Consider the following 26,656-nt stretch of genomic DNA (forward strand, 5'->3'; position numbering starts at 1 on the left):
CACAACCCCAACTGTCGCCGCTGGCCTGCCCAGCTGGTAGCGCACATCGCCCAGGTTTTCGGCTACCGTGCTGTGACATGTCACAACTGTCGTGGCGCGGCTTCGAGCACCGGCTGCCGAAGCTGGGCGAGCGGACGATCCGCCGGTACGTCGAGACCTCGCCGCACTACCGCGGCAAGGCGCCCGCACATCTGCACCTGCACATGGCGCACACGGTCCGCGAGTTCGGCCGGATGTTCGCGCGCGCGGCGCGGGAGGGAAGCGAGCCGCGGGAGGACGAGCTGGAGCTGTTCCGGCAGCGCGGCCGGGAGCGGGGCGCGGAGGGCTTGCCGGTCAGCGAGTTCGTGCACGCCTACCTCTTGGCGGCCGAGGAGATGTGGGCGGAGGTCGACGACCTGTCCGGCGGTTCGCCGCCCGCGGAGACGACCGCGGTGCTGCTGAACTGCCTGCACCGGGTGCTGAACGTGGCGGTGCAGGCGCACCAGAAGGAATTCCAGACCGCGGACCACGAACAGCGCGAAGCGGCCAGGGCGCTGGTGCGGCGGCTGGCCGCGGGAGAACTGGTCCCGGAACCGGCTGACGTCCGGCTCGCCCCGGCGTACGGCGTGCTGGCGCTGCGGTTCGCCGCGGACCCGGCGGACTCCGTCGGCGACGCGGTCGGCCGCCACCTGGCCGGACAGCGGAAGGCACGGTTGCTGCTGCAGCACCTGCACCGCGAGTTGTCCGGCGACGTACTGGCCGCCCTGGACCCGGACGGCGGCCTGCTGCTCCTTCCGTCCACTTCGGACAGCCCGGAGGCAGCGCTGAACGAGGCCCGGCAGGCGGTTCCGCGAGCGCACCAGACGACCGGTGTGGAGATCACTGGTGCTTTCGCGCACGCGGCCGAACTGTCGCACATCCCGGCGGCAGTGGCGGAAGCGGAACGGCTGCTGCGGCTGAATTCGGTACCGGACACCGTCGCGGTGCTCGCAGACCACCTTTTCGAATACCAGCTGAACCACGACAGCGCGGCAACTCCGCAGCTGCGTGCGCTGGCGGCGCGGCTGAGCGGCGAGCCTGATCTGATGACGACGCTCCGGACGTACTTCGCCACCGACTTCAACCGGCGGGAGACCGCGCGGAAGCTGCACGTGCATCCGAACACAGTGGACAATCGGCTCTCGCGGATCGCGAACCTGACCGGGGCGGATCCGCGGACTGCCAAAGGGCTTTTGCTGCTGGGTGCGTCGCTTGGTTTGGCGGGCTGATCATCCGGCGAGCGAGGCGCTGCCGCGGGGACCGGTCACCGTGACGCGGATCGTGCGCCCGGACGGCAGCGGCACGACGGTGACCTGCCAGGTCTGCGGCGTCCCGACATCGACGGTCCGCAGGGCTTTCCGGACCAGGCCGGTGACTTCGGCGACGGGCAGCGTGCGAAGGTCGAATCGCGGGATCTGGACCTCGCTCGGAGCGAAGACGACCGACAGCCGGTGTTCCTGGACGACCGCGGTCAGCGTATGGGAGACGTCGGTGCTCTGGGCCAGCCCGTCGACCGCGCGGCGCAGTTCTTCCTCGTTCAGCAGCGACTGTTCCGGGCCGACGTCGACCGTCGCGGAACCGGAGGAGGTGACTGCGGCCGGCGGTTCCGGGGCGCTCGGTTCCGGCGCGAACAGTTCGACGCGGAAAAGTCCCAGCACGGCGCCCGCGCCGAGGAGCAGTCCGACAAGGGTCAAGACGCCGGCCGCGCAGCCTTCCGGCGGCGGATGGACCAAAGTGGACTCCGCGGCCGGCTCGATGACCGCGTTCGCCGCCCGGCGCTGCCATTCCGGCGGCGGGCTGGCCACGATCTTGACCTTCCACGGCCGGTCCGGCGGGTAGCTGACCACCAGCACGTCGCCCTTGCGGTAGCTGGGAAGATCGACCAGGTTGACAGTGTGGGTCGCCGCCGCGCGGTGGGACGGCGCGTCGTCCGGCGCGACCGTGAGGTCGAAATCGACCGGGAGATCGCCCGTTTCGGTGCCTCCGGCGCGCAGGCTTTCGATGCGCGCGAGGGCCACCGTCGGCGGGATCGCCTTTTCGCGGGCGCGGCGCGGCATGCCGCCGAGATAGACGAGAAGGCCGTAGCCGACCGGAATTCCCAGCGCCGCCACGAACAACGGCCCGCTTTCGAGAATGATCCCGACGACGAACGAACACAGGGTCGCTCCGATCGCCGATCCGGTCAGGAAACCGAACGCGATCGTGCGGAGGCGGGCCATGGAGATGCTCCTTTCCCGGGGTTCAAAGGTTTTCCACCAGAACGGCTTCGGGGTCGTGCGGGTCGTAGCGGACCCGCACCGCCGAACCCTCGGACGGCACTTGGAACATCGGCGTGATCATCGTGGTCACGACCTCGCGTTCGCCGGTCTCGGTGGGAAACCGCACCTGGACGGAGAACCGCGGGTTGCCCAGCACCCAGACGTTCGTGAACTCCACGCGGGTGAGCACGCCCGTCGCCTGGCGGCCGCGGCGGCGCAGCGCCTGCTCTCGATCGTCCGCCTCGGCCGCGCGGAGGAAAGACCGCAGCAGCACCACGATCAGGGTCAGCGCGATGAGCCCGGCCACCGCGGGAACCAGGAACGGCTCGTAGTAGACGACCCAGTCCGCTGTGGACCACGGTTCGGCTTTGCCGTCGAGGGACGGGAGCCGTTCGCCCACTGATTCCGGCGGCGTCCACGACGGGATCGCCACGCCGCTGCCCAGCGTCACCCCGAGCGCGGCCGCGAGCGAGCTGGTGCGGAAGCTGATCCCCATGCGGCGCAACGACATTCCGCCGCCCCACAGCATCGCGAAGCCAAGCGAAGACCCCGCCGTGACCGCCAGGCTGAAGAACACCACCAGGGAGCCCGCCGGTGCCGCGTCGGCCCCCCACGCGCCGACGCGGTTCAGCGACATCAGCCGGAAGCCGTCCAGCAGCCCGAGCGCGCCGGACCATCCGGCGACCGCCCAGGCGAGCGTCGCGGGAATCCCGAGAAGCCACAGCCGCCGGGTCGACGCCCTGCTCTGTTCCGGGTCGTCCACCATTCCGAAAGCGAAGGAACTGAACATCGCGGCCGCCTACGCGATCGGGCCGAACACGGCGACCTTGGCCGGGTCGGCGGGGTCGAGGCGGGCCTCGTGGCGGGTGCCGGGGGCGTACTGCTGGATGGTCGCCTGCGGCGTGATGAGCGGGGCGACCGTCCGGTAGCTCATGCCGTCCGCGCGGGTGACGTCCAGCGTCGCGGTGTACTGGGCCTGCCCGGCGATCGTGCGGCCGGTCGGCTCCAGCGCGCGGATCACCAGGGTGGCCTTCTCGCCGGTGTCGTACAGCCGGCGCAGTTCGGTTCCGTAGGCCTGGAGTTCCTGCTGCTGGCGCAGCTGCTCCTGCATCGGGAGGGCCAGGAACGCCGCCAGGCCCGGGTCGGCGGTGGCGGTGCGGAACGCCTGGGCGGCCAGTTGCGGAGTCGGCAGCTGCGGGGTGATGTCGTGCCCTTGCGCGGCGGCTGCCTGCCGGAACTGCTCGGCGTGCTGCTGGAAATCCTGGGCGCCGCGGGCCATGCCCTGCTGGGTGGCTTCGGTGATCTTGTCGCGGATCTTCTTGAACATCGGGTGCCTTTCGCTGGGCCGGTGTGCCGGACACAGCTTCGGGCGGGAGGGCCGCTACCGAACCCAGGTTTTGCCGTCGTCGGTGGCGTCGAGGCAGGTCAGAGCCGCCCAGAAGGCGGGGGAGCGGGCCGGTTCCGGGTGTTCGCGCCAGCGGGCGAGGCGGGTTCGCTGCCACGCGCACAGCTCGGCGACCGGGTCGTCCCCGGCGAGCGCGGTGTCGACGGCGATGATCAGTTCGGCCATCGGATCGCTGCCAGGTGCCGCGGCTGAGGTCGGCAGGGCCCAGACTGTCGCGGCGACCAGCCCCGCTCCGGCCGCGACCGCGGCGAGCAGCACGCCGAACGGTTCGGGCAGGCCGAAGTCGCTCGCGCTGGCGCAGCCGAGCAGCGCGACCCGGGCGGGCAGGTCCACTTCGGACAGTGCGAGGTCCGCGGCGGTGTACGGCCGGTGCGCCCCGATCGGCGCGGCGGTGCCGGGAAGGTCGGCGGAACAGGACAAATGCAGCGCGGTCTGTGCGCCGTGGCTGTCCTGGATGCGGCTGACGTGCCCGGCGAACACCAGCCGCGAACACGGTTCGGCGACGAGTTCGGCGAGCAGCCGGCGGTCGGTGTCGGTCCGCCGGACCAGCTCCAGGCCGCGCGCGGCGGCGGGGCGGACGGGGCCCGCGGCGAGCTGCGCGTCGAGATGACGGATCAGCGGGGAGTCCGCGTTCTGCTTGCCGAGCACGGATCCCAGGTCGCCGAACGCGCTCTGGCCGGGGATCCGCGGGTCGAGGAGGTAGACCGGCGGCCCGGCGGGGGCCGGCTCGCGGCGCGGGATTCCGGACGGGGCGAGGAGGGAGACGTCGGCGAGGTCGAGGACCCGGAGGTCGCTGTCGAAACAGGCGTCGACCTCGTCGGCGTCGAGGACGCGGCTCGGCCTACGGTCGGGCAGGGCGAGCAGGCCCCACGGGACCGCGGCGAGCGCGGGGGACGGCTGGATTCTCAGCAGCGGCCGGGTGGCTCGCCGGAGTCGCGCGACGAGGTCGGCGGGCAGGAGGTTGAGCGCGAGAATCCGGGCGAGGCGTTGCTCCGCGGCGAAACTGCCGAACGCGTCGAGCGACCGGCGGACGGCGTCGGCTGGGCGCTCGCCTTCGCGCGGGGTCGGGGACGCCTCGGCCAGGAACCCGCGTGCCGTCTCGACGAGATCGGCGTCGATCGGGTGCGTGTGGACCGTGTCGAGGTCGCTGGTGGTGCGCCAGCTGAGGTAGGTGTGCCCGGCGTCGGCGTAGCGCAGGAGGAACGTCTCGCGGCCCGGCGTCGCGGCTGGCCAGGTCTCGACAGTTCCGGTTGCTGGCGCGCAGCCATACCGCTCGGCGGCGAGGCGGAGCCAGCCGTCCAGCTCCATCGGCGAGGACGGCGACCAGCGCAGGCCGGGCGGCGGGGCGAGCCGGAGCGGAAGCGACGAGGTGACCGAACCCAATGCGGCCAAGGGAAGTCGCGCGTCCGCGGCGGGCGGCGCGGCCAAGGACGGCAGCGAGCCGGTCAGGTTCAGAGACCGGTCCTCCGGATGCGCCCCGACCGCGCAGGCCCGCTCGATCAGCTCCGCCGTCAGCCGGGTTTCCCCGAGCTGAGCCAGCAGGGCCATCAGCAGTTCCGTCGCCGGGCCCGCGACGCTGTTCGCCCACGCAGTGCGCGCCTGGGCCGACGCGAAGGCGAACCGGTACTCCTGCGCGGCGAGGGCGACCGGCAAGAGCAGGTCCAGCACCGCTCGCGGGTCTTCGCCGCGCTGGTAGCCGATCGTCGCCGAGAGGTAATCGGCTCGCAGGCACTCCAGCCATTCGCCCGACTCGCGGGCCGCCGCCCGGAGCCGGGTGGCGTGCTCTTCCGCTGCTGTCCAGTCGCCCTCGGCCGCCGCGCAGCGAGCCAGCGCTGCCGCCAGCCGGCGCGCGCCCGGGGTGTCGCCGTTCGCCGCCCACAGCTTGCCCGCGTGCTCGAACTGCTCCCGGGCCTGCGTGGCGGCGCCGGTGAGCAGGAGCAAGGTGCCCAGTGCGTAGCTCGCCTCGGCGACGTCGCCGGTCACTCCGGCGGCGGCGAGTTCGTCCCGGGCCTTCGCGATCGTCTCGATCGCGCCGGAGACATCCCCGTCGAGCGCTCGGGTTTCGGCCAGCCCGATGGCGAATTTCGCCGCCGTCGGACCGTCGTGGCCAGTGCTGAGCCGCAGCAGATCGGCCGTCGCGTCCGCTTCCTCGCCGCCGGCCTGGCGGATGCGGGCGCGTTCGGCCCGCGCCATCGCCTGCAGCGCCGCCACCTGTTCGCGGACCTCGTCGACCTCGGCGAGGCGGTCCAGGTCGGCCAGGATCTCCTCGATCGCGTCCCGCGCCCCGGCCGGATCCCCGGCGGCGACCTGCACCCGCACTTCCAGAATCCGGAGTTCCAGCTCGTCGGCGCCATGCGGGTCGAGCTGCTCGCGTGGGAACTGGCCGGGTTCGGCGGCCTTCCGGAACGCCGCGCGCCGTCGCTGGTCCGCGAGCAGCTCGAGTGCCCGGTCGAGGTCACCCTCCTCAGTGGACAGCGAGAGGAGGACGCGTTCCGCCACCTCGCGGGAACCTTCGATCATCCGCAGCTCGGCGTACTGTCCGAAGTGGACGATAGCGGCCGTGCTCACCGCGAAGCCGCTCAGCACGGCTTCCGCGCACTGGCGCGCGTTGCGGAGATCGCCCGCGGAGTAGCAGACGGCGGCCAGATCGCTGACGGCGGCGAGTTCGAGGCTGACGCGGTCGAGCTGCTGGGCGAGTTGCCGCATCCGCCCGTAAGCGCGCTGCGCACCGGTGACATCCCGGGCCGCGGCGAGTCGCTTGGCCTCGGTCTGGACGGCGCCGGCTTCGGCGAGCAGCTGGTCGTACTCGGCTGGGGTGAGCGAGCAGGCGGGCAACTCCTGGTACGCCGTTGGGTCGAGACCGAAATGCCGTGCGACGCAACGACAGTTGTAGCCGTGCGACACCGCTGCGGCCAGTTCCGGGGGCGGCGGCCGGTCCGGCGGCGCGAGCGGGGGCGGCAATCCGACGAGCACGTCAGAACTCCTCGTCGGCGGCGGCTCGCTCGGCCAAGGTCCGGTCCGTCGGCGGCAGTGCTTCGCGGGCGCGGACGAGGGCGAGCACGGCGGCCCGGTCCTCGGGGGTGGTGCCTTCGACGTCCGGGTCCGCGGCTCCGACGAGGAGGCCGATCCGGCCGGGGGCCGTCGCCGCGAGCCTGGCCCCGGCGTCGTCCAGCTCGGTGGTTCCGGCGAAGCCCGCGCTGCCGAGGTGCAGGGCGACCTCGGCGAACGGCTCGCCGTCGCGGGTCGCGGAAGCGGTGAGGGACGCGTCGCCGAGCGCGCCGGAGACCTCGACCTCGAGCCGGGCGGCGGTCCTGGTCGCGACGATCCGCCAGGCCGCCGTGTCTTCCGCGGCGTCCAGAACGCCGGGCGGAACCCGGGCCCAGTCGACGCTGGCGCGGCCCTCGGCCAGCACGCCCTCGCCGGACGCGGCCGGGCCGGAGCCCGCGGCCAAGGCGTACGCCCGTTGCCCAGGGGCCACCCGAGCCGCCAGTCCGGCGGCGGCTTCGGCCCGCCCGAGGTCGTCCTGGCGGTCGAACCAGGCCGAAAGCTGCGCACACAGACGGCGGACTTCCTCGGCCACCGGCCCGGCGGCGGCAGCAAGACCTGCATCCAGCGCCTGATCGAACAGTTCCGGCGGGCTGGCCTCGAACCCGTCGAGCAGCCCTTCGGCGAGGTCTTCGACCGCTGCGGTGGCGATAGCTGCTTCGAAGTCCAGCAGCGCCGGGTCGAGCGCCGGGATGCCGAGCGTCGGGCTGGCGGGCCACCAGCGGCGGGCCCACAGCAGGAGCGCGAGCCTGGCCAGCTCCGGCCGGGCCGGGACGTTGACGTGGTTTTCCCGGAGCGCGGTCAGGCTGGCTTCGGGGCCGACGAGCCTGGTCACCCAGAGTTCGGCCGAGCTGGGGTCGGTGAGTTCGACGCGCATCGACGGGGCGGAGCCGCGGAGCAGGCCGGCCAGGGCGAAGCGCAGGAGAGCGCCGTCCGCCGCGAGGACTGGGGTGTGGACCGGGTGCGTCATGAGGCGGCCTCCCAGCGCGGCAGGCCGGCGACGAGTGCGCGGCGCACTTTCGTCCGCAGGTCCAGCGAGGTCGACCGGACGACTCCGGTGAGCAGGTGCCGGAAGTCGTCCGGAATCTCTCCGCTGACGTCGAAACCGTGCAGCCGCGCCCACAGCCGGGCGAGGAACCGCTTCGCGAACTCGCGCAGTTCTCGCAGAATCTCGGCGTCCGGCTGCGCGGTGAGCGGGGTCGAACCGGCCAGCGCCCGGCGGGCGTACAGCACGTATCCCTCGCGGGCGACCTGGGCGTTGAGCCGCTGCGCGAATTCCGGGAGGTCGCCGGGAGCCGGGCCGTCGAGCGGCCGGAGCGAGGGGGCGAGGACGACGCCGAGCACGAAACACGTGGCCAGCACGGGCAATTCGAGCCCGAACCCGGCGGCCGTCCGGCGGAGTTCCTCGTCCACCAGGTCGGCTACCGGGCGTTGCTCGTCCGCGGGGAGGCGGCGCAAGGTCGCGCGGACCCGGCGTTCGATGCTGCGTTCGAGCAGTCCGGTTCCGGCTTCGTCGCGCTGGCTCAGCGGGGGCACGGCGGTGAGTTCGCCGCGTTGGAGGCCGAGATCAGGCGCGGGAAGACCGGAAACCTCGCGGACGGCCCGGTCCAGCGCGGCAGTGCCGCCGGGTTGCCGCAATGCGAGGCCGAACGCGTGTCCGGCGGGGGAGTCGGCGAGGGCCTGCCAGGTCTCGTCGGTGAAGCCGTTGGCGACCGCGGCGAGCAGGCTGCCGAAGGCGGTGGGCGGTGCGGTCGGCGCGGTGACCCAGCGACGGCGCAGCTCGGCGGTCAAGCCGGCGGTGCGTTCGGGATTTGCCAAGTACCGGCTCAACTGGTCGACTCCGGCCGCGCCGCCTCCGCCGTGCCACTCGCGCAACGCCGCCGCGGCCCGCTCCGGCGCGGAGGCGTCCGGCATGCCGAAGCCGGTCGCGAGTTCGTAAGCGAGGGGAAAGCACACGTCCTGGACGTTGCCCGCGGTGATGCGCAGGGCTCGGCGCTGCCGTTTGAGGTGGGTGAACCAGTCCGCGGCGGCGCGCAGCCGCTCCGCGTCGGCCAGCAGCAACGCGGTCACCTCCGCCGCGGCGGCGGGATCCAGCAGCGGACGGCCGAGCCGGGGCCGCGCCGCGGTGCGGATCACGAGCGGGTCGACGATCTTCTTGACCGTGCGGGTCAGCGGGCCGCCGTCGCCCGCGGAAAGCACCTCGACGCCCGGGATCCGCTGCCAGGCCCGCGCGAGAACAGCCGACCGCAACTGCGACTGTCCCTGGCCTGCCGTCATCACGCCCCCTCGCTCCGCCCGCACTTTATCCTGCCCGCGGCGGTTCCCCTCCCGGATGCTCGCGACGACGATGGCCAGCGGCGGGCGCCGGGAGCGCCCAGTCCGTGCCCGGCGCAGTTCTCCTCCGAGGAAAGGACTTCCCGACCATGGCGCACACCCAGATCGACCCGGCCGTCCGCGCGGAGCTGGCGGCGAGGGCGGTGGAAGCCAAGACCCGCAAGGACCTCAGCTGGCAGCAGCTCGCCGACGCGGCCGGGCTGTCGGCGGTGTTCACGACCGCCGCCGTCCTCGGGCAGCACCCGCTGCCGAAGGAAGCCGCTGAGGCCGTGGCGGAACTGCTCGAATTGGGCGAGGACGCGGCGCGGCTGCTGCAGACCGTCCCGGTGCGCGGTTCGATCCCGGACCGGGTCCCGACCGACCCGACGATCTACCGCTTCTACGAGATCCTCCAAGTCTACGGAACGACGCTCAAGGCCCTGATCCACGAGCAGTTCGGCGACGGCATCGTCTCGGCGGTCAACTTCAGGCTCGACGTGAAGAAGGTCGCCGACCCCGAGGGCGGCGAACGCGCCGTGATCACCCTGGACGGCAAATACCTGCCGGCCGAGCCGTTCTGAACCCGCGCGGAGGCGACTGGGCCGAATAGCCAATCCGTTCGAAGACGAGAATGGCGGTTGCCTGGTCCTGGTCAATGCCGAGCGAATCGGCATTCGCTGCGACCGGAGTTCGCCGCTGTTTCCGCCGGACGGAGGAGAAAGGCCGGAAACACCGCCCAGGACGCATCGGAAAACGCGCCGCCGGGAATTCTTTCGGGAATTCCCGGCGGTGGGTCCGGCGACGGTATCCTTCGTGCACGCGGTCCTGATTGACTTCGCCCGGCGAGAGACTGATCGGCGTTTCTGCCAGATCGGCGGGAAACCGACCCGAGCGGATCGACCGCCGCGGCTCAGGAAACCGACCCGAGCGGCAAAGTCGCGATCAGCCCCTCCTGCTGACGCCCTTCCAGCCGATCCAGCCGAATGCCCCATTCCGCCGCGAGCCGCGCCAGCACCTGGCCCGCCTGCTCGACCGCCGCGGCGTGCGGGGAGGCGACGCGCACGACTGCCGCCACCTCGGGCACCCCGTCCGAGCGGCGGGCGGTCAGCGAGAGCGTCACCGCCGTCTGGGCCGTCGCGCCCAGCAGAGCGTTGATCAGCCGCGGAGTCGTCGCAGGCGGCAGGGACGACCAGCCCTCCAGCCGGAACGCCGCCTGGGACACCGGGCCGCTGTGCCAGAGCCGCCACTGTTCCCGGACCTGGGTGCGGCCCGCGGTGACGTGGGCGAGCGACGCGATCGAGCCGAGGAATTCGGGCTCCCGCAACGGAGTCGTCGGCAGCCCCTCGCGGCGCAGGCGACGCTGCACTCGCCGCAGCGCGTTCGCCAGCGTTTGGCGCACCGCGTCGTCCTCGTACCGCTCCACGGTGCGCGATGCTTGCAGCGCAAGCCAAATCCGCGGCGGCTGCCGACGGTCGACGCCTGCGTGGTACAGCACTTGGGCGGTGAAGCAGGTGCCCGGTTCGGCGGGCGGCAACAGCGCTTCGGGACCGGGGAGCGGAGCGGACGGAAGCGAGTCCGGCCGCAGGACCGCGCTGATCCCGTCCGTGCGGCTGAAGAAGAACACCGGGTCGTCGCCGAGTTGCCCGGTGTGTCCGGACCCTTCCGGCGACAGCGCGCGCAGCAGGGCCCGGCCGGTCTCGTCGGCGTCGGCGAGTTCGCGTTCCCGGTCGCGCAGCGCGTAACCCACGGCAAGAAGCAGCCATTCGTAACCCCAGCGGCCCCGGTAACGGGCTGCCGTCAGGGCGAGCACCGCCGCGGCGCCGAGCCCGATCGTGGCAGCCACCGGCCATGGCCGTCCGACCGCCAGGATCCCTGCCACCAGCACCAGTTGCCCGCAGACGATCTGCAGCGCGCCCCACCGGCGGGGTCGCTTAGCCGTCGGAAGGCCCGCCGGGGTGGAGGGCGCGGTGGTTACGACGGGGTGCCACGGCTGGGTTTGGGGTGCGAGCGTGGCCGGAGCCGCTGCTCTCGCGGCGGTCAAGGCGGCCAGCGCCGCCGAGCGAGCCGCGGCCTGGGCGTCCGCCGGGGCGGGAATCCGCTGGCCGGCCGGCCGGGCGAGCGGCGCCGCCTCCGGGAGCGGGCGAGCCGCGGTGCGGGCGCGGTGGCCGGGATGTGCCTTGCCGGGGTAGGTCACGGCAGCCCTCCTCAGGTCCCCGACAGCGTCGCGGGCGGAAGCTGAGGTTTCCGTGACAGCTCGTTTAATCAGGATTTCAACGGCGTCCTCTAGCGTCCGGGCATGGGTTCCGGATGTATCTCGGCTGTAGCCGCGCCCGTTACGGTCCGCCGGTGACCACAGAAACGCCGCGCGCGAAACGCGCTGCCCTGTTCCGGCTCGGCACGGTGCTCGTCGCCGGCCTCGCGGTCGTCGGCATCGCCGTCACCGGGCACGCCTCGCTGCCCGAGAACCTGCAGTTCGTGCAGGCCGGGCACTGGGTCTACAACACCTCGGCGCAGGCGGCGGTGCACGTCGACGGCGCGACCGGCCAGGTCGACGCCCAGGCGGCGGTCCCCGGCGCGGAGGCGGGCAGCCCGGTCGCGCAGAACGGCCGTTCGGGCTACGTCGTCGACCGGACGCGGATCACCGAGTTCAGCAAGTCGACCCTCGGGGTCGAGAGCAGCACCGCGCCGCCGGCGTCGGAGGAGCCGGTCGTGCTGGAGGTCGCGGGCGGCCCGTACCTCGTGTACCGCAACGCGGGCCAGATCGCGCGGCTCGGCGACCCGGCGGCGACCGCCCCGGCGGGCGGGCCGCTGTCCGCGCCGGTCACGACGTCCGACGGCACGGTCTGGGTGCACCGCATCGACAACGGCTCGATCTGCGACCTCCCGCGCGGCGCCCTCCTCCTGACCTGCCCCGCGCAGCTGCCGCAGGGGCACGACGCGGCGCTGTCGATCGTCGGCGACCGCCCCGTCGTGCTCGACACGACGGCCAGCGTGCTCCGCTCGGTCGGCGCGAACGGGCTCGGCGACCCGGCCGACATCGGGCTTTCGCTTCCGGCGACCGTGCAGGTGGCGAGCGACGACGTCGACGGGCGGCTCGCCGTCGTCGACCCGGACCACGGCCAGCTGCACCTGATCGACGCCGCCGGCCTGCTGCAGAGCAGTCCGGTCGCGCGGCCGGTTTCGGTCCCGCTGCGCAAGGGCGGCCAGTACGCCGGCCCGGTCGCGACGTCGCACACCGTCGCCGTGGTCGACCAGGCCCGGCACGAGGTGCGCACCTACGACAGCAAGGGCGCGCTGAAGAGCACCAAGGCGGTGCCCGACGGCGGCGGCGAAGCGCGGCTGTCGCTCGGCCAGGACCACCGGATCTACGTCGACAACCACGACGGCTCGCACATGGTCGTCGTGGACGGCGGCAGCGGCGTGGCCGCGGACGTGGACGTCAGCGCGAAAACGCAGCCGAAGCCCACTCCGCCGTCGCAGCCGGAACCCCCGGCCAGCAGCCAGTCGCCCGCGCCGCCCGCGCCGCCGGGTCCGCCCGCGCAGCGCGGCAATCCGCCGCCGGTCGCGAAGCCGACCCCGCCGGGTTCGCCGCGCAACGTCCGGGCGACCCCGGGCACCGGTTCGGCCACGGTCATGTGGGCGTCCGCGCCGGGCAACGGTTCCCGCGTGGTCCGGTACGTCGTCTCCTGGTCCGGCGGTTCGACCACAGTGGACGGTTCGCGGTCGCGGGTCACCGTGACCGGATTGACCAACGGCCAGTCCTACACCTTCACCGTGGCCGCGGAAAACTCCGCGGGCCGCGGCAGCGCGGCCAGTTCCCGTTCGATCGTGCCCGGCGGGGCCGCCGAGGCGCCGAAGGTCACCGCGACCGTCGGCTCGAACGGCGCGGTCTCGGTGAGCTGGACGACCCCGGACCTGCACGGGGCCGACCTCGTCCGCTACGCGGTGAGCGCGTCCGGGCAGAGCGACCGGTCGGTGTCCGGGACCTCGACCAGCTTCCAGGGCCTGAGCGGCACCATCACCTTCACCGTCCGGGCGATCACCTCGTACGGCTCGGGCGGGCAGCTGACCGGCAGCCCCGGTTCGGCGCGCGCGACGCTCGCGTCCGGCCCGCCGTCGGTGAAGATCACGAGCGTGCGCAGCACGAACGCGCTGATCGTGACCGTCGAAGCGGACCCGGGCGGCGGCGCGGCCACCTGCCAGGCCTCGTTCATGGGCGTGGCTTCGCCCGCGAAGCCCTGCTCCGGCACCACCCAGCTGACGATCTCGAACGTGGTGTGGACCGGGGCCGTCACGATCAAGGCCACGATCCGCAATTCCTCCGGTTCCGGCAGCGACAGCTGGACCGGCGTTCCGACCACCTCCTGAGAAGGGCGACCGTGAGCTTCACGCCGAAAGCGGCCTACGACCTCATCGCCGACAACGTGCAGACGGTGCTGCGCGGCCATCCCGACGTCGTCCGGATGGCGGTCGCGGCGCTGTTCGCCGAGGGGCATCTGCTGATCGAGGACGTGCCCGGCGTCGGGAAGACCACGCTGGCGCGGTGCCTCGCGGCCAGCGTCGGCGGCCGGTGGAACCGCATCCAGTTCACCCCGGACCTGCTGCCCGGCGACATCCTCGGCGTGATGGTCTACCACCAGCACGCCGAGAAGTTCCAGTTCCACCCCGGCGGGATCTTCGCCAACGTGGTGCTCGCCGACGAGATCAACCGCGGCACCCCGAAAACCCAGGCGGCGCTGCTCGAGGCGATGGCCGAGCGCCGGGTCACGGTCGACGCGGTCAGCCAGCCGGTGCCGCGGCCGTTCCTGGTGGTGGCGACGCAGAACCCGATCGAGATGGAGGGGACCTACCGGCTGCCGGAGGCGCAGCTGGACCGGTTCCTGATGCGGCTGTCGGTCGGCTATCCGGCCCACGACGCGGAAGTGCTGGTCGTGATGGGCGACTGCGCGGGCGTCACCGCCGACGAGCTTCGGCCGGTCCTGCGGATCGAGGACGTGCAGCAGGTCATCGCGCGGGTGCGGCAGGCGTATCTGGCGCCCGAGGTCGTGTCGTACGCGGTCCGCCTCGCCGCGGCGAGCCGCAGCCATCCGGCGGTGCGCTACGGCGTGAGCCCGCGCGGCAGCATCGCGCTGATCCGCGCCGCGCAAGGGCTCGCGGCCACGCACGGCCGCGATTTCGTGACCCCGGACGACGTCAAGGACGTGGCGCTCGCGGTGCTGTGCCACCGGCTGGTGCTGACCCCGGACGCCGAGCTGAACCAGCGGCGGGCCGAGGACGTCGTGGCCGAACTGCTCGCCGACACCGCCGCCCCGACGGCCGCGCCCGGGCGCTGAGGCATGCGGCTCACCCGCCGCGGAATCGCGGCGCTCGCCAGTGCTGTGCTGGGGTACGGACTCGGCGAACTGGCCGGGTATCCGCTGCTGCGCGTGCTCGCCGGGATCGCGGCCGGCGCCGTGCTCGCCGCGGTGCTGGTGACCCGGGCCCGGCCGAAGGCCGACGTCTCGCGGTCGGTGCATCCCGAACGCGTCGAACGCGGCCGCCCGGCGCTGGCGACTTTGGCCGTGCGCAACGAAAGCGAGCGGCGGCACGGCGGATTCGCCGCGCAGGACTGCGTCGGCGCGGACGTCCGCGAGGTCCAGGTCCGCGCGCTCGCGCCCGGCGCCGCCGCGACTTACCACTACGAGCTGCCGACCGGCGTACGCGGCAAGCTCGAGGTCGGCCCGCTCGTGCTGCACCGGTCGGATCCGTTCGGGCTCGCGCGCGCGGACCGGACGCTGGGCGCGGCCGCTTCCCTGTGGGTGTATCCGCGGCTGAACCCGATGCGCCCGGCCGCCTCGGCGCATCCGCGCCACCACCACGACGGCCCGATCACCGATCCGCCGCTGCGCGGTTCCGCGGACCTGCTGGCGGTGCGCGAATACATGCTCGGCGACGAAGTCCGGCACCTGCACTGGAAAGCCAGCGCGCGGACCGGGCGGCTGATGGTGCGCGACTACGCGGATCCGGCGCAGTCGCGGCTCACCGCGGTGCTCGACACGCGGGCGGGGGCGATGCGGCCGGAGGTCTTCGAGGAAGCCGTCGAGGTCGTGGCGTCGGTGTTGTACGCGTCCGCGATGGCGGGCCAGCACTGCCGGTTGCTGACCTCCTCCGGGCTCGAAACCCCGGTAGGGAGCGGGGTTTCGGCGGCTCGCTTGCTGCTGGACGAACTCTGCCTGGCCGCGCAGGACGCGGACGGTCCGCTGCTGCTGCCCGCCGCGCGGCTGGCCGGAGCGCGGCCGGGCGGGGCGCTGGTCGTGGTCACCGGGCCGGAGGCCGATCTCGGGGCGGCGCTGCGCTGGCGGCCGGACACCGTGCTCCGGCTGGGCGTCCGCGTGCCGGGCGTGCGCGCCGGTTCGATCGACGCGGTGGACGCCGCGGACGCGGCGGCCAAGTGGAACGCCCGGGGCGAAGGGTGAACGCGCGGCTGGCGGCGCTCGGACTGCTCGGCTCCACCGCGGTGGCCGGGCTGTTGTTCGCGCCGGTGTTCGGGCTGCCGGCGTTGCTTTTGCCGGTGTTCGTGGTGGTGGTGCTCGGCTACGGCGGCGCCGAGCTGTGCCTGCGCGTGCCGCGGCTGGAGGCGTGGCGTCCGCTGGTCGTGCTCGTCGCCGGATTGCTCGGAATCGTTGAGACGACGCTGTTTTCGACCACGATCGCCGGGCTGCCCACCGGAGCTTCGTTGCAGGGATTGAGCCAAGGGCTGACCGAGAGCTGGCTGCGGACGCTGCAGTCGACCTGGCCCGCGCGTCCGGACGCCGGACAGCTGCTGTTCGTGCCGCTGGCAGTGCTGCTGGCGGTCGTGCTCGGGCTGGAACTGTTGCTGCGCTTGCGAATGCCGCTGGTGGCGCTGCTGCCGAGCCTGGCCGTGGCGGTGCTCGCGCAGGCGTATCAGGCGCTGTCCGGCGGCCCGGCGCTCGTGGCCGCGCTCGGGTATTTCGCGCCGGCGGGGCTGGTGCTGTGGGCGGCGCGGCCCGGAGGTCTCCGGCTGCGGCGGCCGTCCGCTTCGGCCGCTTGGGCGGTGCTGCCGCTGGTGGTCGCGATCGCGGCCGGCGCGGTCGCTTTCGGCGGGCTGGACCCGGCGGGACGGGAGCCGTACCGGCTCGCCGACGGCCATCCGGTGCCGCCCCCGCAAACCCCGGTCAGCAATCCGCTCGACGAGATCGCCGGGCAATTGGCCGATCCGGAGCGGCCGGTGTTCAGCTACCGCAGCTCCGCTCCGGTCGAGCGGTGGCGGCTGGTCGTGCTGACCGGATTCGACGGGGCGGGCTGGTCGGCCGAGCCGAAGCTGCGCCGGCTGGGCGCCGGTCTCGAGGGCGTTCCCGGCGCGCCGGAGGTCTCGGCGGAGCTGCGCGTTCCGCCGCTGTCCGGGCCGTGGCTGCCGAGCCAGCCGGGCCTGACCAGCGTGACCGGGGCCGCGCCGCTGGTGGATCCCGGCGCCGGCATGCTGTTTTCGGCCGCTCCGGGCGGGCCGGCCGAATACCGGATGACGTGGTCGGCGCCCGAGGCGGACCCGGACTACCTGGGCACGGCGCCGGTGGACGCGCAGGCGCCGGGCGGCCTCGCCGGGGTCGGCGCGGTGCCCGACGACGTCGCCCGGCTCGCCTGGACCGCCGTGCACGGCTTGCGCCCGACGTTCCAGTCCGCCTTGCAGCTGCAGCGGTTCCTTCAGCAGAACTACCAGCTCGCGGTCGGCGACGACCTGCCGACCGGGGCGTCCTGGCCGCAGCTGCGGCAGTTCCTGACCGTCTCGAAACGAGGGACGAGCCAGCAGTTCGCCGCCGCGTACGTGGCGCTGGCCCGGATCACCGGCATCCCGGCGCGGCTCGTCGTCGGCTACCGCGGTGCGGACACCGCCGGGGAGCACGTCGTGCGCGCCGGGGACGCGCTGGCGTGGCCGGAGGTCGCCGTCGCCGGGGTCGGCTGGGTTCCGCTGGACCCGACGAAGTCCGCGGCCACGTCCGCCCGGTCGTCCGGGCTGGCGGGCGCCGCGGGGCGGGCGCAGGCGAAGCTGCCGCCGCTGGAGAAACTCCAGCCGCCGGTGCCGCCCGCGGACACCCGGCCGGAAGCCGCGGCGTTCGTTTCCGGAACGGGCGGCTGGCCGTGGTGGATCGCGGCGGCCGCGGCGCCCGCGCTGGTGCTGTGCGGACTGGCCGGAGTGCCGCTGGCGAAGGCGCTCCGGACGAGACGCCGGCGCCGCCGGCTGGGCAAGGACGCCATTTTCGGTGCCTGGGCGGAGGCCCGCGACCGGTTGCGCGCGCACGGCGTGGCGTACCGGGCAGGCATGACGCCCCGGGACCTGGCGGAATCGGCGGGCGCGGCGCTGGGGGAGCGGGTGCGCGATCCGGTGCTGCGGCTGTCCGGCGTGATGGATTCGGCGCTGTGGTCGCGGTTCCCGCCTTCGGAAAGCGCGGTGGGGGTCGCCTGGATGGAGATCCGGGAACTGCGCCGGGCGCTGGCCCGCCGCCCCCTGCGGAGGCGGATGCGCGCGGTGTTCGACCCCCGGCCGCTGTTCCGGCGGTCCGGTTAGGACAGTGCGTTCGCCACAGTCAGGTGGTGCAGACCGCGCCGCGGACCGGGACCGGCGGAGTCTCGTAGACGTGGCTGCCGTCCGTCGCGCGGATCTGGAAGCAGTACTTGCGCGCCGGGTCCACCGGAACCGACATCGTGCGGTCGCGGTGGGCCACCAGCACCATCGGCGCCAGCCGCTCGGCTCCCACGACGACCGCGAAGTCCAGGTTCCCCTCGGCGCTCCAGGAAAGCTTGATCTGCGTGCCGAGATCGGCGGGGGCGGCGAGCGCGAGGTGCACGTCCGGCGCCGGGGCCCGCCCGGCGGGCGGAAGCTGCCCGGACGACGGCGCGGTCGCCAGCGGCGCCGCGGGCCCGGGATCCTGCCGCGAGGTCAGCATCGGCACCGCGACGAGCGCCCCGACCGCGGCGGCCAGCCCCGCGGCGAGCGCGGGCCACCACGCGAACCCCGAGAGCTTCCGGCCGCGGGCGGGCGGCGTGGTGTCGTCGAAGGTGTGCAGGAGAGTCCGGCCGGGGGTGGAGGTTCGGGGAAGCCCGGGCGCGGGGGGAGCGCTGAGGCCGCTCGGCGGCGGGGTCGAGCCGGTGAAGGCGGGCAGACGGGCGGGTGCGGGTGGCGGCTGGGTCGCGTTGCCGAGGCCCGTGGGGTGGTGTTGGGGCGTGGCGAGATCGGCAGTTCGTTGAGCGGGTTCGCCGAGGCCGGTGGGTTGGTGGGTGGCGTTGCCGAGGCCAGCGGGTTGGTGTTGGGGCGTCGCGAATTCGCCAGCTCGCTGGACCGGCCCGCCGAGGCCAATGGACTGTTGGGTCGTGCCGCCGAGGCCGAGGGGTTGCTGCTGGGGTGTCGTGAAGTCGGCAGTTCGTTGGGCGGGTCCGCCGAGGCCGGTGGGTTGGTGGGTGGCGTTGCCGAGGCCAGCGAGTTGGTGTTGGGGCGTCGCGAATTCGCCAGCTCGCCGGTCCGGTCCACCGAGGCCGCCCGCGCGGACGGTGTCGCCGGAGGCAACTGCCTGCTGCACCCCCGCATAATCCCCGGGATTGTGCGGGGGTGCAGCGAATCCGCTCGACTGCGGAACCGCGTGGCCGAACCCGCCGGAGTGGTGCGCGAAACCGCCCGGCGGAACCGCACCGCCGAATCCCACCGGCTGCTGCGCGCCATAGCCAGGCTGAGGCGGGGCGCCGCCGAATCCGCCCGCCGTTGCCCCCATGCCCGCGAAATCGTCGAATTCCACCTCGGCCGGGGCGGCGCTCGCCCGGTACAGCCGTTCCAGGGTTTCCGCCACCGCGGCCGGGTCCTGCGGGCGGTCCGCCGGGTCTTTGGCCAGCAGCCGGCCGATCAGGTCGGTCAGCGCGGGCGGCGCGGCGGGCACCCGGATCGGCGGCACCGGGTCGCGGAAGACCTGCAGGATTCGTTCGGCGCGCTGCTGTCCGGTGTGCCGCGGGAACGGCGACGAACCGGTGAGCGCGGTGTAGAGCACCGCGCCGAGGCCGTAGAGGTCGGTCGCCTCGGAGAGGGCGTCGTCCCGCAGCGTTTCCGGCGCCGCGTAGTCCACGGCGTGCAGGGGGTCGCGCGGGAAGCGGCGGCGCAGGGCCAGCCCGAAATCGGCGAGGGCGAGTTCGCCCGAACGGCGCAGCAGCACGTTGTGCGGCGTGACCCCGCCGTGCACGACGCCCACCTGATGCGCGGCGGCCAGCGCGGCCGAGACGGTCCAGCCGACGGCGAGGACGTCGCGCACCGGCAGCTGGCCGTCGAGCAGCTGCGCCAGCGACCGCGGGCACAATTCCATCCGCAGGCCGAGGCGGCCGCCCGGCAGTTCGCCCGCCTCGTCGACGGGCAGGATCGCCCGCTCGCCGCGCACGGCGGCGAGTGCCTTGCGTTCGCGGTCGAACCGGGCCGCCGTGTCCCGGTCGAGGACGCCGTCGAACACCTTGACCGCCACGTCCGCGCCCGCCAGCCGGCCCGCGTAGACCTTGGCGACCGGTCCCTCGGCGAGCAGCTGCTCCTCGCCCACCCCGATGCTCATGCCGCCATTCTCCCCTGTGCGGGCGCGTCCGGCGCAATGCCCGGGCAGGTTCCTGCCTCGCGTGCGCGTGTCATCGAAACCTCATCCGCCGTGGCTAGTTTCGATCCCGTCACCACACAGCTTCGGCGGCCGCGAGCCGCCTGGAACGGACAGGAACCCTCCATGGACATCTGGCACATTCTCGCCAAGCCGCTCCTCACCGGCCTCATCATCTTCGGCGTGGGCTGGCTCAGCATGACGATCCGCAAGCGCCGGGTCGCCCGCACCGAAGCAGCCGCCCCGGCTCCGGTCGAGGACCGCTCGCAGGCCGTGCTCCGGCAGGCGCGGCAGTTCGACGCCGAACGCGACGAGCTGGCCGCCCGCGGACAGGACGCGCTCGCCAAGGCGCGCGCCGCGGTGAACAGCTGGCAGGAACTCGCGCAGTTGCGGCCAGGCCGCTTCCAGTCCGAATTGCAAGCCGCTTCAGCGCGTCTCGACGAGCTGAGCAAGTCCGCGGCCTGAGCCGGCCCGAACTTCCAAGGGGGAACTCCGATGCCCGCCGCCCTGTGGACCGGCCGCCGCGCCGAACCCGCCACGGTCACCGCCGACGTCGCCGCGACCGTGCAGAAGGAACTCGGCCTCGCCGCCCCTCCGTCGGCGATGACCTTGCCGGGCAACAGCACCGGCGTTCCGGCGGGAAGCCTTCTGCCGCCGCGCGAACGCTTCAGCGGCATGCCCGCGCCGACCGACTGCTTCGTCTACGTCGACGGCCAGCAGCCCCGCCCGTTCGAACTCCGCGCCGCCGTCCTGACCGGCCGCACCGCGGTGCGCCGGGCGCTCGGCCTGGGCGCGCTGGTCTACGCGGTGCCGCTGCGCCTGCCGAACGCGGTCCGGGTTTCGCTCGGCGCGCCGGGCGGCCGGGGACTCGCCTCGTTCGAAGGCGACCCGGCGGCCGCGGACCGGCTGAACGCCGACGCGCACCTGCTCGAAGCCGCCAACCGCCTGTCGAGCACCCACGCGGTCCAGACGAAAAGCCTGCCGCTCGGCACCGCCCAGCAGAGCTGGGAGGTCGCCCGCCTGCTGATGGTCACGCCGGGCGCGGACAGCGCGGTGCTGGTGGTGCGCACGTTGCACGGCATTGTCTCGTCCGGCTGGCTGCTGCGCGCGGACACCGTCCTGGGCTTCGCGGCCCAGCTCGAGACCGCGCTGCACGGAGTGTGCGCCTGACCGGGCACCGCCGACCTGCCCTTGCCCTGGAATGCCTCCGGGGCAAGGGTATTTCCGTGCGTCCGAGGTCCTTTGTGGACATACAGAATGGCGGCGGGACCGGCGGCAGGTTCCTGCCTCGCCGCCCCGCCGCGGCGGTTCCCGGGAGAGGCTGGGCGCATGCAGACAGCCGGCTTGATCAGAGTCACGATCGCCGCTCCGAAACGACGGATCGACATGGCGCTCCCCGAGCACGCGAGCGTCGCGGAACTGCTGCCGGGCCTGCTCGCCCGCGCGGGCGAGGGACTCGCCGACGACGGCGCGGCGGGCGGCGGCTGGCAGCTGCGCCGGCCCGACGGGGCGAGGTTCGACCTCGGCCGCACGCTCGCCGGGCACCGGGTGCGCGACGGCGAGGTGCTGCACCTGCTGCCGGCCAGGGCCGACTGGCCGGAACCGGAGTACGACGACGTGGTGGACGCGATCGCGACCGGCGCGAGCGGGCTCGGCCGCGCGTGGGGACCGCGGCACACGCGCACGGCGGGCCTGGCCGCAGGTGGTGCTGTGGTCCTTTTAGGACTGATCCCGGTGCTGCGCGCCGGTGCGCCGTGGACCGGTCCCGCGGTGTGGGCGCTCGTGGTCGCCGGACTGCTGCTGGTCGCGGGGGTCGTTCTCGCCCGCGCGGCCGGGGACGCCGGAGCGGGCGCGGTGCTCGCCGCGGTCGCGTTGCCGTTCGCCTTCCTCGGCGGCGGATTGTTGCCAGCCGGGACGCACGCGGTGACCGACCTCGCGCCGGGACAGGTGATGCTCGCGGGGGTGGCCCTGACGCTGGCGGCCGTGGCGGGGTACCTCGGGGTCGCCGCGGCCCAGCCGTGGTTCGCGGGCGCGGCCACCGCCGGATTCTTCGCCCTGACAGGCGGTTTCGTCGCCGCGAGCGGTGATTTCGCGGCGTACCAGGCGGCGGCCGCGCTCTCCGCCGGGCTGCTGGCACTGTCCATTGTGTTCGCGCCGCTCGCGCTGCGGCTCGGCAAGGTGCCGATGCCGGTGCTGCCGCGATCGACCGCGGACCTGGTCCGGGACGATCCGCAGCCGCCGGTCGACCGCGTGCACGCCGCGGTGGCCCGCGCGGACGGCCTGCTCACCGGCATGCTGGCCGGCGCGGCCGCGGTGGCGGTGTGCTGCGAAGTGCTGCTCGTACGCGACGGCAGCGCCGCCTCGGTGACGATGGTCGCGGTGGTCGCCGCCGGATTCCTGGTGCGGGCCAGGCTGTATCCGACGCTGCGGCAGCGGATCCCGTTGCTGGCGGCGGGAATGGCCGGGGCCGCGGCACTCGCGGCGGGACCGGGCGCCGGGACTGGGTTGCCGCTCGTGTCGGCCGGGGCGATCCTGCTCGTGGTCGCGGCCCTGGTGGTCGGCGCCGGACTGCTGTTCAGCACCCGCGTGCCGAATCCGTATCTCGGCCGGTTCGCCGAGTACTCCGAGATCCTCCTGGTGTGCTCGCTGGTGCCGGTCGCGTGCTGGGTGCTCGGGCTGTACGGCTACGTGCGCGGACTGGGGGGCTGAGGGCCGTGGCGTCGAAACGCGATCAGCTGCAGGCGTACCAATTCCTCGTCCAGCGCGCGATTTCCGCGCTGGTCACCCGGGAGACCGACCCGGAGCAGCCGCCGTTCCGCCGCTCCGGGGCCGCCGCGTTCGCCGGGGTGGCGCTGGCGATCGTGTCGCTGGCCTGCGCCGGCGTCTACGGGATGATCGTGCCGGGCGGCAACGACTCCTGGCGCGGGCAGGCCGCGGTGCTCGTGGAGAAGGAGACCGGCACGCGGTACGTCTACCAGAGCGGCAGGCTGTACCCGGTCGCGAACTACGCCTCCGCGCTGCTGGCGCTGGGGCAGCACGCGGAGACGCAGCAGGTGTCCGGGAACTCGCTGGCCGGGGTGCCGCGCGGGCCGCGGATCGGGATCCCGGACGCCCCGGACGCGCTGCCCGGCCCGGACCGGCTGCGGACCGGTTCGTGGTCGCTGTGCTCGGCTCCGGCCAGCGATTCGGCCGGGAGCGCGATCCAGGAATCGGTCCTGCTCGCCGGCGCCGAACCGGGCGGCGGGACCGGGCTCGCGGACGAGGCGCTGCCGGTGCAGCTCGTGTCCACCGGCGACCGCTACCTGCTGTGGCACGGCTACCGGCACAAGATCGCCGACTACGGAACGGTCGGCACCGGGCTCGCGCTGACCGCCGCGTCGTGGGCGAGGGCAGGCCAGGCCTGGCTGGACGTCGTGCCGGAAGGCGCTCCGATCGGGCCGCTCCCGACCGCGCAGGCGGGCCGTCCGTCCTCCGCCGTGCCCGGCCGGTCCGACGTGGTGACCGGCTCGCTGCTGGCCGTGCACACCGCGGGCGGCGGGCAGCAGTACTACGTGGCCGAGCCGGACGCGCTTCGCCCGATCACCGAACTGCAGTACGAAATCGAACTCGCCGACGCCCAGTTGGCGCGCACCGCCTACTCCGGCGCACCGCCTCGTGCGCTTCCGCTCGCTCCCGCGGAGGCGGCCGCGGCCCGGCAGCTGGACCCGGTCCCGGCCACCGCGGACGCCGCGCCGGTCGCTCGCCCCCGGCTGGCCCGGCTGTCCGACCAGGACGCCACCCTGTGCGCGGTCTATGCCCCCGGCGCGAGCGCACCAAGGCTGATCGTCGGCCCGGAACTCCCGCCGGAAAACCAGCTGCTGTCCACTGCAGGCCGCTCCGCCGCGGGCACTCCGCTGGCCGACCGCGTCTACGTGCCGTCGGGCTCGGCGGTGCTGGTGGAGGCGATGCCGTCCGCGCAGGCTGCTTCGGGCACGCTCACGCTGGTCACCGACCTGGGGAGACGCTATCCGCTGGCCCGGCCGGACGTGGCGAAGACGCTCGGCTACCCGTCCGCGGCGCCGGTGCGGTTGCCGGGCGGTCTGGTGGCCCGGTTGCCGGAGGGGCCTGGACTCGACCCGGCGTCGGCGATGCGGCCCACCGTGTCGGGCTGAGGGCCTATGCTGGCAACGATCACCGAGGCTGGGGGAGTGTCATGCCGGAATGTCGTGCCAGACAGCGGATTTCGCGGGCGGCCGTGCTCGGAACCATGCTGCTGGGCCTGGCCGGATGCAGCTCCGCCCCGCAGCCCGACGAGGCCAGCCCGTCGACGGGCCCTCGTTCGTTCCTCGACCTGGTGCGCGCCTCCAGCCCGGCCAAGGAACTGCGGTTCCGGCCCGTTCTCGCCGTGGCGGAGACCCCGCTCACCGACGCGCCGCCAGGCAATCCGGACCGGCAGAGCACCGATCCCGCGGCGCAACAGCGAATGCTCGCGAGTTTCGGCTGCGGCGACCCCACAGCCGATCCGCTGGCCGGCGAGGACGACGCCGCCCTGCCGCTGGTGACCTGCGACCGCTCCGGCGGCGCCCGCTACCTCCTGGGCCCGGTCGCCCTCGACGGCTCCGCGGTGAAGTCGGCGGGCCTGAGCGACGCCCCGGGGAACGCCATGTTCACGGTGAAGATGACGTTCACGCCGGACGCCGCCGCCAAGTGGGCCGACCTGACCACGCGAAACGTCGGCAAGCAGATCGCGATCGTGGTGGGCGCGCGGGTGCTCGTCGCGCCCGCGATCATGGACCCGATCCCGGACGGGAAGGCGGAGATCTCCGGGCTGCGGGACCAGTCGGAGGCGGAGGATCTCGCCGACTGGCTCAACGGGCATTGACCGCACCGCTCGGCCCGCGGGGGTCGGCCTGGGCGCTGGCCCGGTTCAGCGGTTTCCCTTGGGATAGCGGGCTTCCCATCGCGCGGCGGGTGCTTGTCGCGCCCGTCCTCATGCACGCGATCCCGGATGACACGGGATCTCGCGGACTGGCTCAATGGCCAAAGCGCGGCGGTCCGCCCGGGCACGTCGAGCGGCTCCGGTTCAGCAGCCTTCCCCCGGATAACGAGCCTCCCACTGCGCCGCGCAGCGGGGATCGGCCTGCGGCGGATGGGCCGAGAAATGCCAGAACGCGTCGCCCGCGACCGTTTCCACCACGTCGCGCGATTCGAGCCGGGACAGCCACTCGGCGGGCAGTCCGGGCATTCCGTACCGTGCGCCGAGTGCCGCACCGGCCAGTGCTCCGGTGATCGCGCTGCGGCCGGAGTGGCGGACCGCCGACACGAGCGTCCAGTGCGGGTCGAAGAATCGCCGGAAGACCGCCGTCATGCTTCGGCCGACCGCGTCGACGGCGGTGTGTCCGGAGCCGAGCGCGTCCAGTTCCTCGTGGTCGGCCCGGATCAGCTCGATCCGCGCCCGGGCGGCGCTCGTCAGCGCCCCGGCGACCGGGCCGGACACCGTCCTGGCGGCCAGCATCTGCTCGACGTGCACGTGCGGCGGCAACACCGGATCGGCGCGCCGGAACAACCGGGCGAACAGTTCGGCGATCGCGGCGGCCGCGTCGGCGGTGGGTTCGTCGGCGCCAGCGCCCGTGGCGAGCAGACGGCCCGCTTCCGCCGCGGTGCGTTCGTCGGTGTCCGGTCCGCCTCCGCACAGCGCGGCGGCCAGGCCCGGGACCAGGAAACTGACGTCGTCCGCGGATTCCGGCACCACGGCGCCCCGGGAGCGCAGTTCCTCGACCCGGGTCAGCCAGCCGTCGGCGGTTTCCGTTTCCTGCCATCGACGTTGGGCTCGCGCACCGGTCTCGCGCAAGTCGGGTGCACCGCGCAGCAGGCCGTCGGTGTGGAACAGCAGCTGCGTAGTCAGCGGACCCAACTCGAACCGCGCCGGTTCGCCGTCGATCTCCGACACCGGCGACCGGTCCACCGGCAGCCCCAGGGCTTCCCCGAGCGCGAACCCGGCGAACGCGCCCGCGATGCGGTGCCACTGGAAGTTCACGCCGTCCGCGTCCTGCCGGAAGAACTTGCCCGAACCCGTGGCGTGCGGGCGGACGCGGCCCAGCGCGTCGTACCCGGCGGTCAGCCCGTTGGCGGCCAGATCCGCGGGCCATTCCCGCCCCGGCGGCGGGTCGAGATCGCCGGGACGCACGCCGTTGTGCCGCTCCCACGCCCGGCCGAGGACGAACCGCGCACACTCCTCTTCGGACAGTTCGAACCCGGCCGCCCGGGCTTTCGCCACCGCCTCGGGCAGCCCGGCCAGCGGCTGAGCCAACCCGAACCTCTCGCCGACCAGCCGCGCGGTCTCGGCCACCCGCGCCGAATGCTCGGGCGAGACCTCCACGACCCGCGGCGCCGGCCGGAACTGCGGCCACTCCTCGCGAGCCTGGGCCAATTCCGCGGCGGTGAGCCGGTCGGTCGGGAACGATCCCGGGTTGATCCGCAGCCCGGCGCCGGGGAAATCCTCGAGGATCGACAGCACGTCGGCGCGGAGCCATTGCGCGGTGCCGACCGGCAACCGCCGCCGCGAGCTGTACACCCGCAGGATCGTGCGGCCGTCTTCCCACTGTTGTTCCAGCGGCCGCCCCCGATCGGGATCGAGCGGCACGAGCACCTCGGCGCTCAGCAGCCCGGCCAGGTAGCGAGACCGGTCGTAGCGGCCGGTTTCCGCGCAGCCGAGCAGATACTCCAGCGGCGTGTCCGCGGGCGGGTACCCGAGCCGTTCCGGGCCCGGCCGGTATTCGGGGTTGATCCGGAGTTCGCCGGTCGGCACGCCGTCGGCGTATTCGCGCCAGGCGAGAACGGCTTCCGGCGGCACGCCGAGGTAGGCGACGCCGCTGCGTTCGAACTCGGGCTCCAGCACTTCGCGCCATTCACTCTCCCCGGCCGCCGCGACCGGCGAACTCGGCAGCCGTCCCTCCGGGCTGAGGTCGGGCCGCCGCAGCGCGCCGTCCTCGCGCACCACGAGCGCGGGCTGCGGGACCAGCGCC

The 26,656-nt window shown here is 73.8% G+C and carries 20 protein-coding genes; 11 read left to right on the top strand and 9 right to left on the bottom strand.

What is annotated here, in order from left to right:
- The first annotated feature begins 77 nt into the window (after window positions 1–77).
- Window positions 78–1,247, top strand: coding sequence for a PucR family transcriptional regulator (locus F9C12_RS00555; RefSeq protein WP_409464300.1), 1,170 nt, complete (start codon window positions 78–80; stop codon window positions 1,245–1,247).
- Here the strand turns inward: F9C12_RS00555 and F9C12_RS00560 are convergent, their stop codons facing one another.
- The 6 genes from F9C12_RS00560 to F9C12_RS00585 are packed head-to-tail and all read right to left on the bottom strand — an operon-like array spanning window position 1,248 to window position 9,003.
- Window positions 1,248–2,237, bottom strand: a complete 990-nt coding sequence (locus tag F9C12_RS00560) for a hypothetical protein (RefSeq protein ID WP_409464301.1) — start codon at window positions 2,235–2,237, stop codon at window positions 1,248–1,250.
- Between the two features lie 22 nt (window positions 2,238–2,259).
- Window positions 2,260–3,066 carry a DUF3592 domain-containing protein gene (locus tag F9C12_RS00565; protein WP_409464302.1) on the bottom strand — a complete coding sequence of 269 codons (807 nt, stop codon included), beginning with the start codon at window positions 3,064–3,066 and terminating at the stop codon, window positions 2,260–2,262.
- 9 nt (window positions 3,067–3,075) lie between these two features.
- On the bottom strand, window positions 3,076–3,603 hold the full coding sequence (locus F9C12_RS00570; RefSeq protein ID WP_409464303.1) for a hypothetical protein: 528 nt from the start codon (window positions 3,601–3,603) through the stop codon (window positions 3,076–3,078).
- Between the two features lie 54 nt (window positions 3,604–3,657).
- The gene (locus tag F9C12_RS00575) at window positions 3,658–6,654 is read right to left on the bottom strand and encodes a hypothetical protein (RefSeq protein ID WP_409464304.1); all 2,997 of its coding nucleotides are present in this window, start codon (window positions 6,652–6,654) and stop codon (window positions 3,658–3,660) included.
- A 1-nt stretch (window position 6,655) separates the two neighbouring features.
- Entirely contained in the window at window positions 6,656–7,696 is a 1,041-nt protein-coding gene (locus tag F9C12_RS00580; RefSeq protein ID WP_409464305.1) for a hypothetical protein, read from the bottom strand.
- Window positions 7,693–9,003 carry a hypothetical protein gene (locus F9C12_RS00585; RefSeq protein WP_409464306.1) on the bottom strand — a complete coding sequence of 437 codons (1,311 nt, stop codon included), beginning with the start codon at window positions 9,001–9,003 and terminating at the stop codon, window positions 7,693–7,695. The genes F9C12_RS00580 and F9C12_RS00585 overlap by 4 nt, the downstream gene beginning before the upstream one ends.
- Before the next feature lie 146 nt (window positions 9,004–9,149).
- On the opposite strand from F9C12_RS00585, the gene cynS reads away from it, so the two are divergent.
- Window positions 9,150–9,620, top strand: coding sequence for a cyanase (gene cynS, locus F9C12_RS00590; RefSeq protein WP_409464307.1), 471 nt, complete (start codon window positions 9,150–9,152; stop codon window positions 9,618–9,620).
- A 329-nt stretch (window positions 9,621–9,949) separates the two neighbouring features.
- Here the strand turns inward: cynS and F9C12_RS00595 are convergent, their stop codons facing one another.
- Window positions 9,950–11,233, bottom strand: a complete 1,284-nt coding sequence (locus F9C12_RS00595; protein WP_409464308.1) for a type VII secretion protein EccE — start codon at window positions 11,231–11,233, stop codon at window positions 9,950–9,952.
- Window positions 11,234–11,385: 152 nt separating this feature from the next.
- On the opposite strand from F9C12_RS00595, the gene F9C12_RS00600 reads away from it, so the two are divergent.
- Genes F9C12_RS00600 through F9C12_RS00615 form a run of 4 tightly spaced genes read left to right on the top strand, consistent with a single transcriptional unit; the run spans window position 11,386 to window position 17,602 of the window.
- Entirely contained in the window at window positions 11,386–13,407 is a 2,022-nt protein-coding gene (locus tag F9C12_RS00600; protein ID WP_409464309.1) for a fibronectin type III domain-containing protein, read from the top strand.
- Window positions 13,408–13,418: 11 nt separating this feature from the next.
- Window positions 13,419–14,372 carry an AAA family ATPase gene (locus F9C12_RS00605; RefSeq protein ID WP_409180049.1) on the top strand — a complete coding sequence of 318 codons (954 nt, stop codon included), beginning with the start codon at window positions 13,419–13,421 and terminating at the stop codon, window positions 14,370–14,372.
- Between the two features lie 3 nt (window positions 14,373–14,375).
- Window positions 14,376–15,494, top strand: a complete 1,119-nt coding sequence (locus F9C12_RS00610; protein ID WP_409464310.1) for a DUF58 domain-containing protein — start codon at window positions 14,376–14,378, stop codon at window positions 15,492–15,494.
- Window positions 15,491–17,602, top strand: coding sequence for a DUF3488 and DUF4129 domain-containing transglutaminase family protein (locus tag F9C12_RS00615; RefSeq protein WP_409464311.1), 2,112 nt, complete (start codon window positions 15,491–15,493; stop codon window positions 17,600–17,602). Before F9C12_RS00610 ends, F9C12_RS00615 begins: the two co-directional genes overlap by 4 nt.
- A 19-nt stretch (window positions 17,603–17,621) precedes the next feature.
- Here F9C12_RS00615 and F9C12_RS00620 read toward each other — a convergent pair whose 3' ends face one another.
- On the bottom strand, window positions 17,622–19,616 hold the full coding sequence (locus F9C12_RS00620; RefSeq protein ID WP_409464312.1) for a serine/threonine-protein kinase: 1,995 nt from the start codon (window positions 19,614–19,616) through the stop codon (window positions 17,622–17,624).
- Window positions 19,617–19,778: 162 nt separating this feature from the next.
- Between F9C12_RS00620 and F9C12_RS00625 the strand changes: the two genes are divergently transcribed.
- The 5 genes from F9C12_RS00625 (at window position 19,779) to F9C12_RS00645 (ending at window position 24,513) form a co-directional block, all read left to right on the top strand.
- Window positions 19,779–20,117: a hypothetical protein gene (locus F9C12_RS00625; protein WP_409180053.1), complete on the top strand. Its 339-nt coding sequence runs from the start codon at window positions 19,779–19,781 to the stop codon at window positions 20,115–20,117.
- 30 nt (window positions 20,118–20,147) lie between these two features.
- Window positions 20,148–20,822: a hypothetical protein gene (locus F9C12_RS00630; RefSeq protein ID WP_409180054.1), complete on the top strand. Its 675-nt coding sequence runs from the start codon at window positions 20,148–20,150 to the stop codon at window positions 20,820–20,822.
- Window positions 20,823–20,981: 159 nt separating this feature from the next.
- Window positions 20,982–22,361: a type VII secretion integral membrane protein EccD gene (gene eccD, locus F9C12_RS00635; protein ID WP_409464313.1), complete on the top strand. Its 1,380-nt coding sequence runs from the start codon at window positions 20,982–20,984 to the stop codon at window positions 22,359–22,361.
- A gap of 5 nt (window positions 22,362–22,366) precedes the next feature.
- The gene (eccB, locus tag F9C12_RS00640; protein ID WP_409464314.1) at window positions 22,367–23,803 is read left to right on the top strand and encodes a type VII secretion protein EccB; all 1,437 of its coding nucleotides are present in this window, start codon (window positions 22,367–22,369) and stop codon (window positions 23,801–23,803) included.
- Between the two features lie 41 nt (window positions 23,804–23,844).
- Entirely contained in the window at window positions 23,845–24,513 is a 669-nt protein-coding gene (locus tag F9C12_RS00645) for a SecDF P1 head subdomain-containing protein (RefSeq protein WP_409464315.1), read from the top strand.
- Window positions 24,514–24,714: 201 nt separating this feature from the next.
- Here the strand turns inward: F9C12_RS00645 and F9C12_RS00650 are convergent, their stop codons facing one another.
- Window positions 24,715–26,631: an ADP-ribosylglycohydrolase family protein gene (locus F9C12_RS00650; protein WP_409464316.1), complete on the bottom strand. Its 1,917-nt coding sequence runs from the start codon at window positions 26,629–26,631 to the stop codon at window positions 24,715–24,717.
- Window positions 26,632–26,656: the final 25 nt, after the last annotated feature.

It is taken from the genome of Amycolatopsis sp. GA6-003 (assembly GCF_046267895.1).
Lineage (GTDB): Bacteria > Actinomycetota > Actinomycetes > Mycobacteriales > Pseudonocardiaceae > Amycolatopsis.

Coding starts and splice junctions, on each gene's coding strand:
- cynS (WP_409464307.1), top strand. CDS start 9,150: ATGGCGCACACCCAGATCGACCCGGCCGTCCGCGCGGAGCTGGCGGCG.
- F9C12_RS00620 (WP_409464312.1), bottom strand. CDS start 19,616: ATGAGCATCGGGGTGGGCGAGGAGCAGCTGCTCGCCGAGGGACCGGTC.
- F9C12_RS00610 (WP_409464310.1), top strand. CDS start 14,376: ATGCGGCTCACCCGCCGCGGAATCGCGGCGCTCGCCAGTGCTGTGCTG.
- F9C12_RS00555 (WP_409464300.1), top strand. CDS start 78: ATGTCACAACTGTCGTGGCGCGGCTTCGAGCACCGGCTGCCGAAGCTG.
- F9C12_RS00585 (WP_409464306.1), bottom strand. CDS start 9,003: ATGACGGCAGGCCAGGGACAGTCGCAGTTGCGGTCGGCTGTTCTCGCG.
- F9C12_RS00625 (WP_409180053.1), top strand. CDS start 19,779: ATGGACATCTGGCACATTCTCGCCAAGCCGCTCCTCACCGGCCTCATC.
- F9C12_RS00580 (WP_409464305.1), bottom strand. CDS start 7,696: ATGACGCACCCGGTCCACACCCCAGTCCTCGCGGCGGACGGCGCTCTC.
- eccD (WP_409464313.1), top strand. CDS start 20,982: ATGCAGACAGCCGGCTTGATCAGAGTCACGATCGCCGCTCCGAAACGA.
- F9C12_RS00565 (WP_409464302.1), bottom strand. CDS start 3,066: ATGTTCAGTTCCTTCGCTTTCGGAATGGTGGACGACCCGGAACAGAGC.
- F9C12_RS00645 (WP_409464315.1), top strand. CDS start 23,845: ATGCCGGAATGTCGTGCCAGACAGCGGATTTCGCGGGCGGCCGTGCTC.
- F9C12_RS00630 (WP_409180054.1), top strand. CDS start 20,148: ATGCCCGCCGCCCTGTGGACCGGCCGCCGCGCCGAACCCGCCACGGTC.
- F9C12_RS00560 (WP_409464301.1), bottom strand. CDS start 2,237: ATGGCCCGCCTCCGCACGATCGCGTTCGGTTTCCTGACCGGATCGGCG.
- F9C12_RS00570 (WP_409464303.1), bottom strand. CDS start 3,603: ATGTTCAAGAAGATCCGCGACAAGATCACCGAAGCCACCCAGCAGGGC.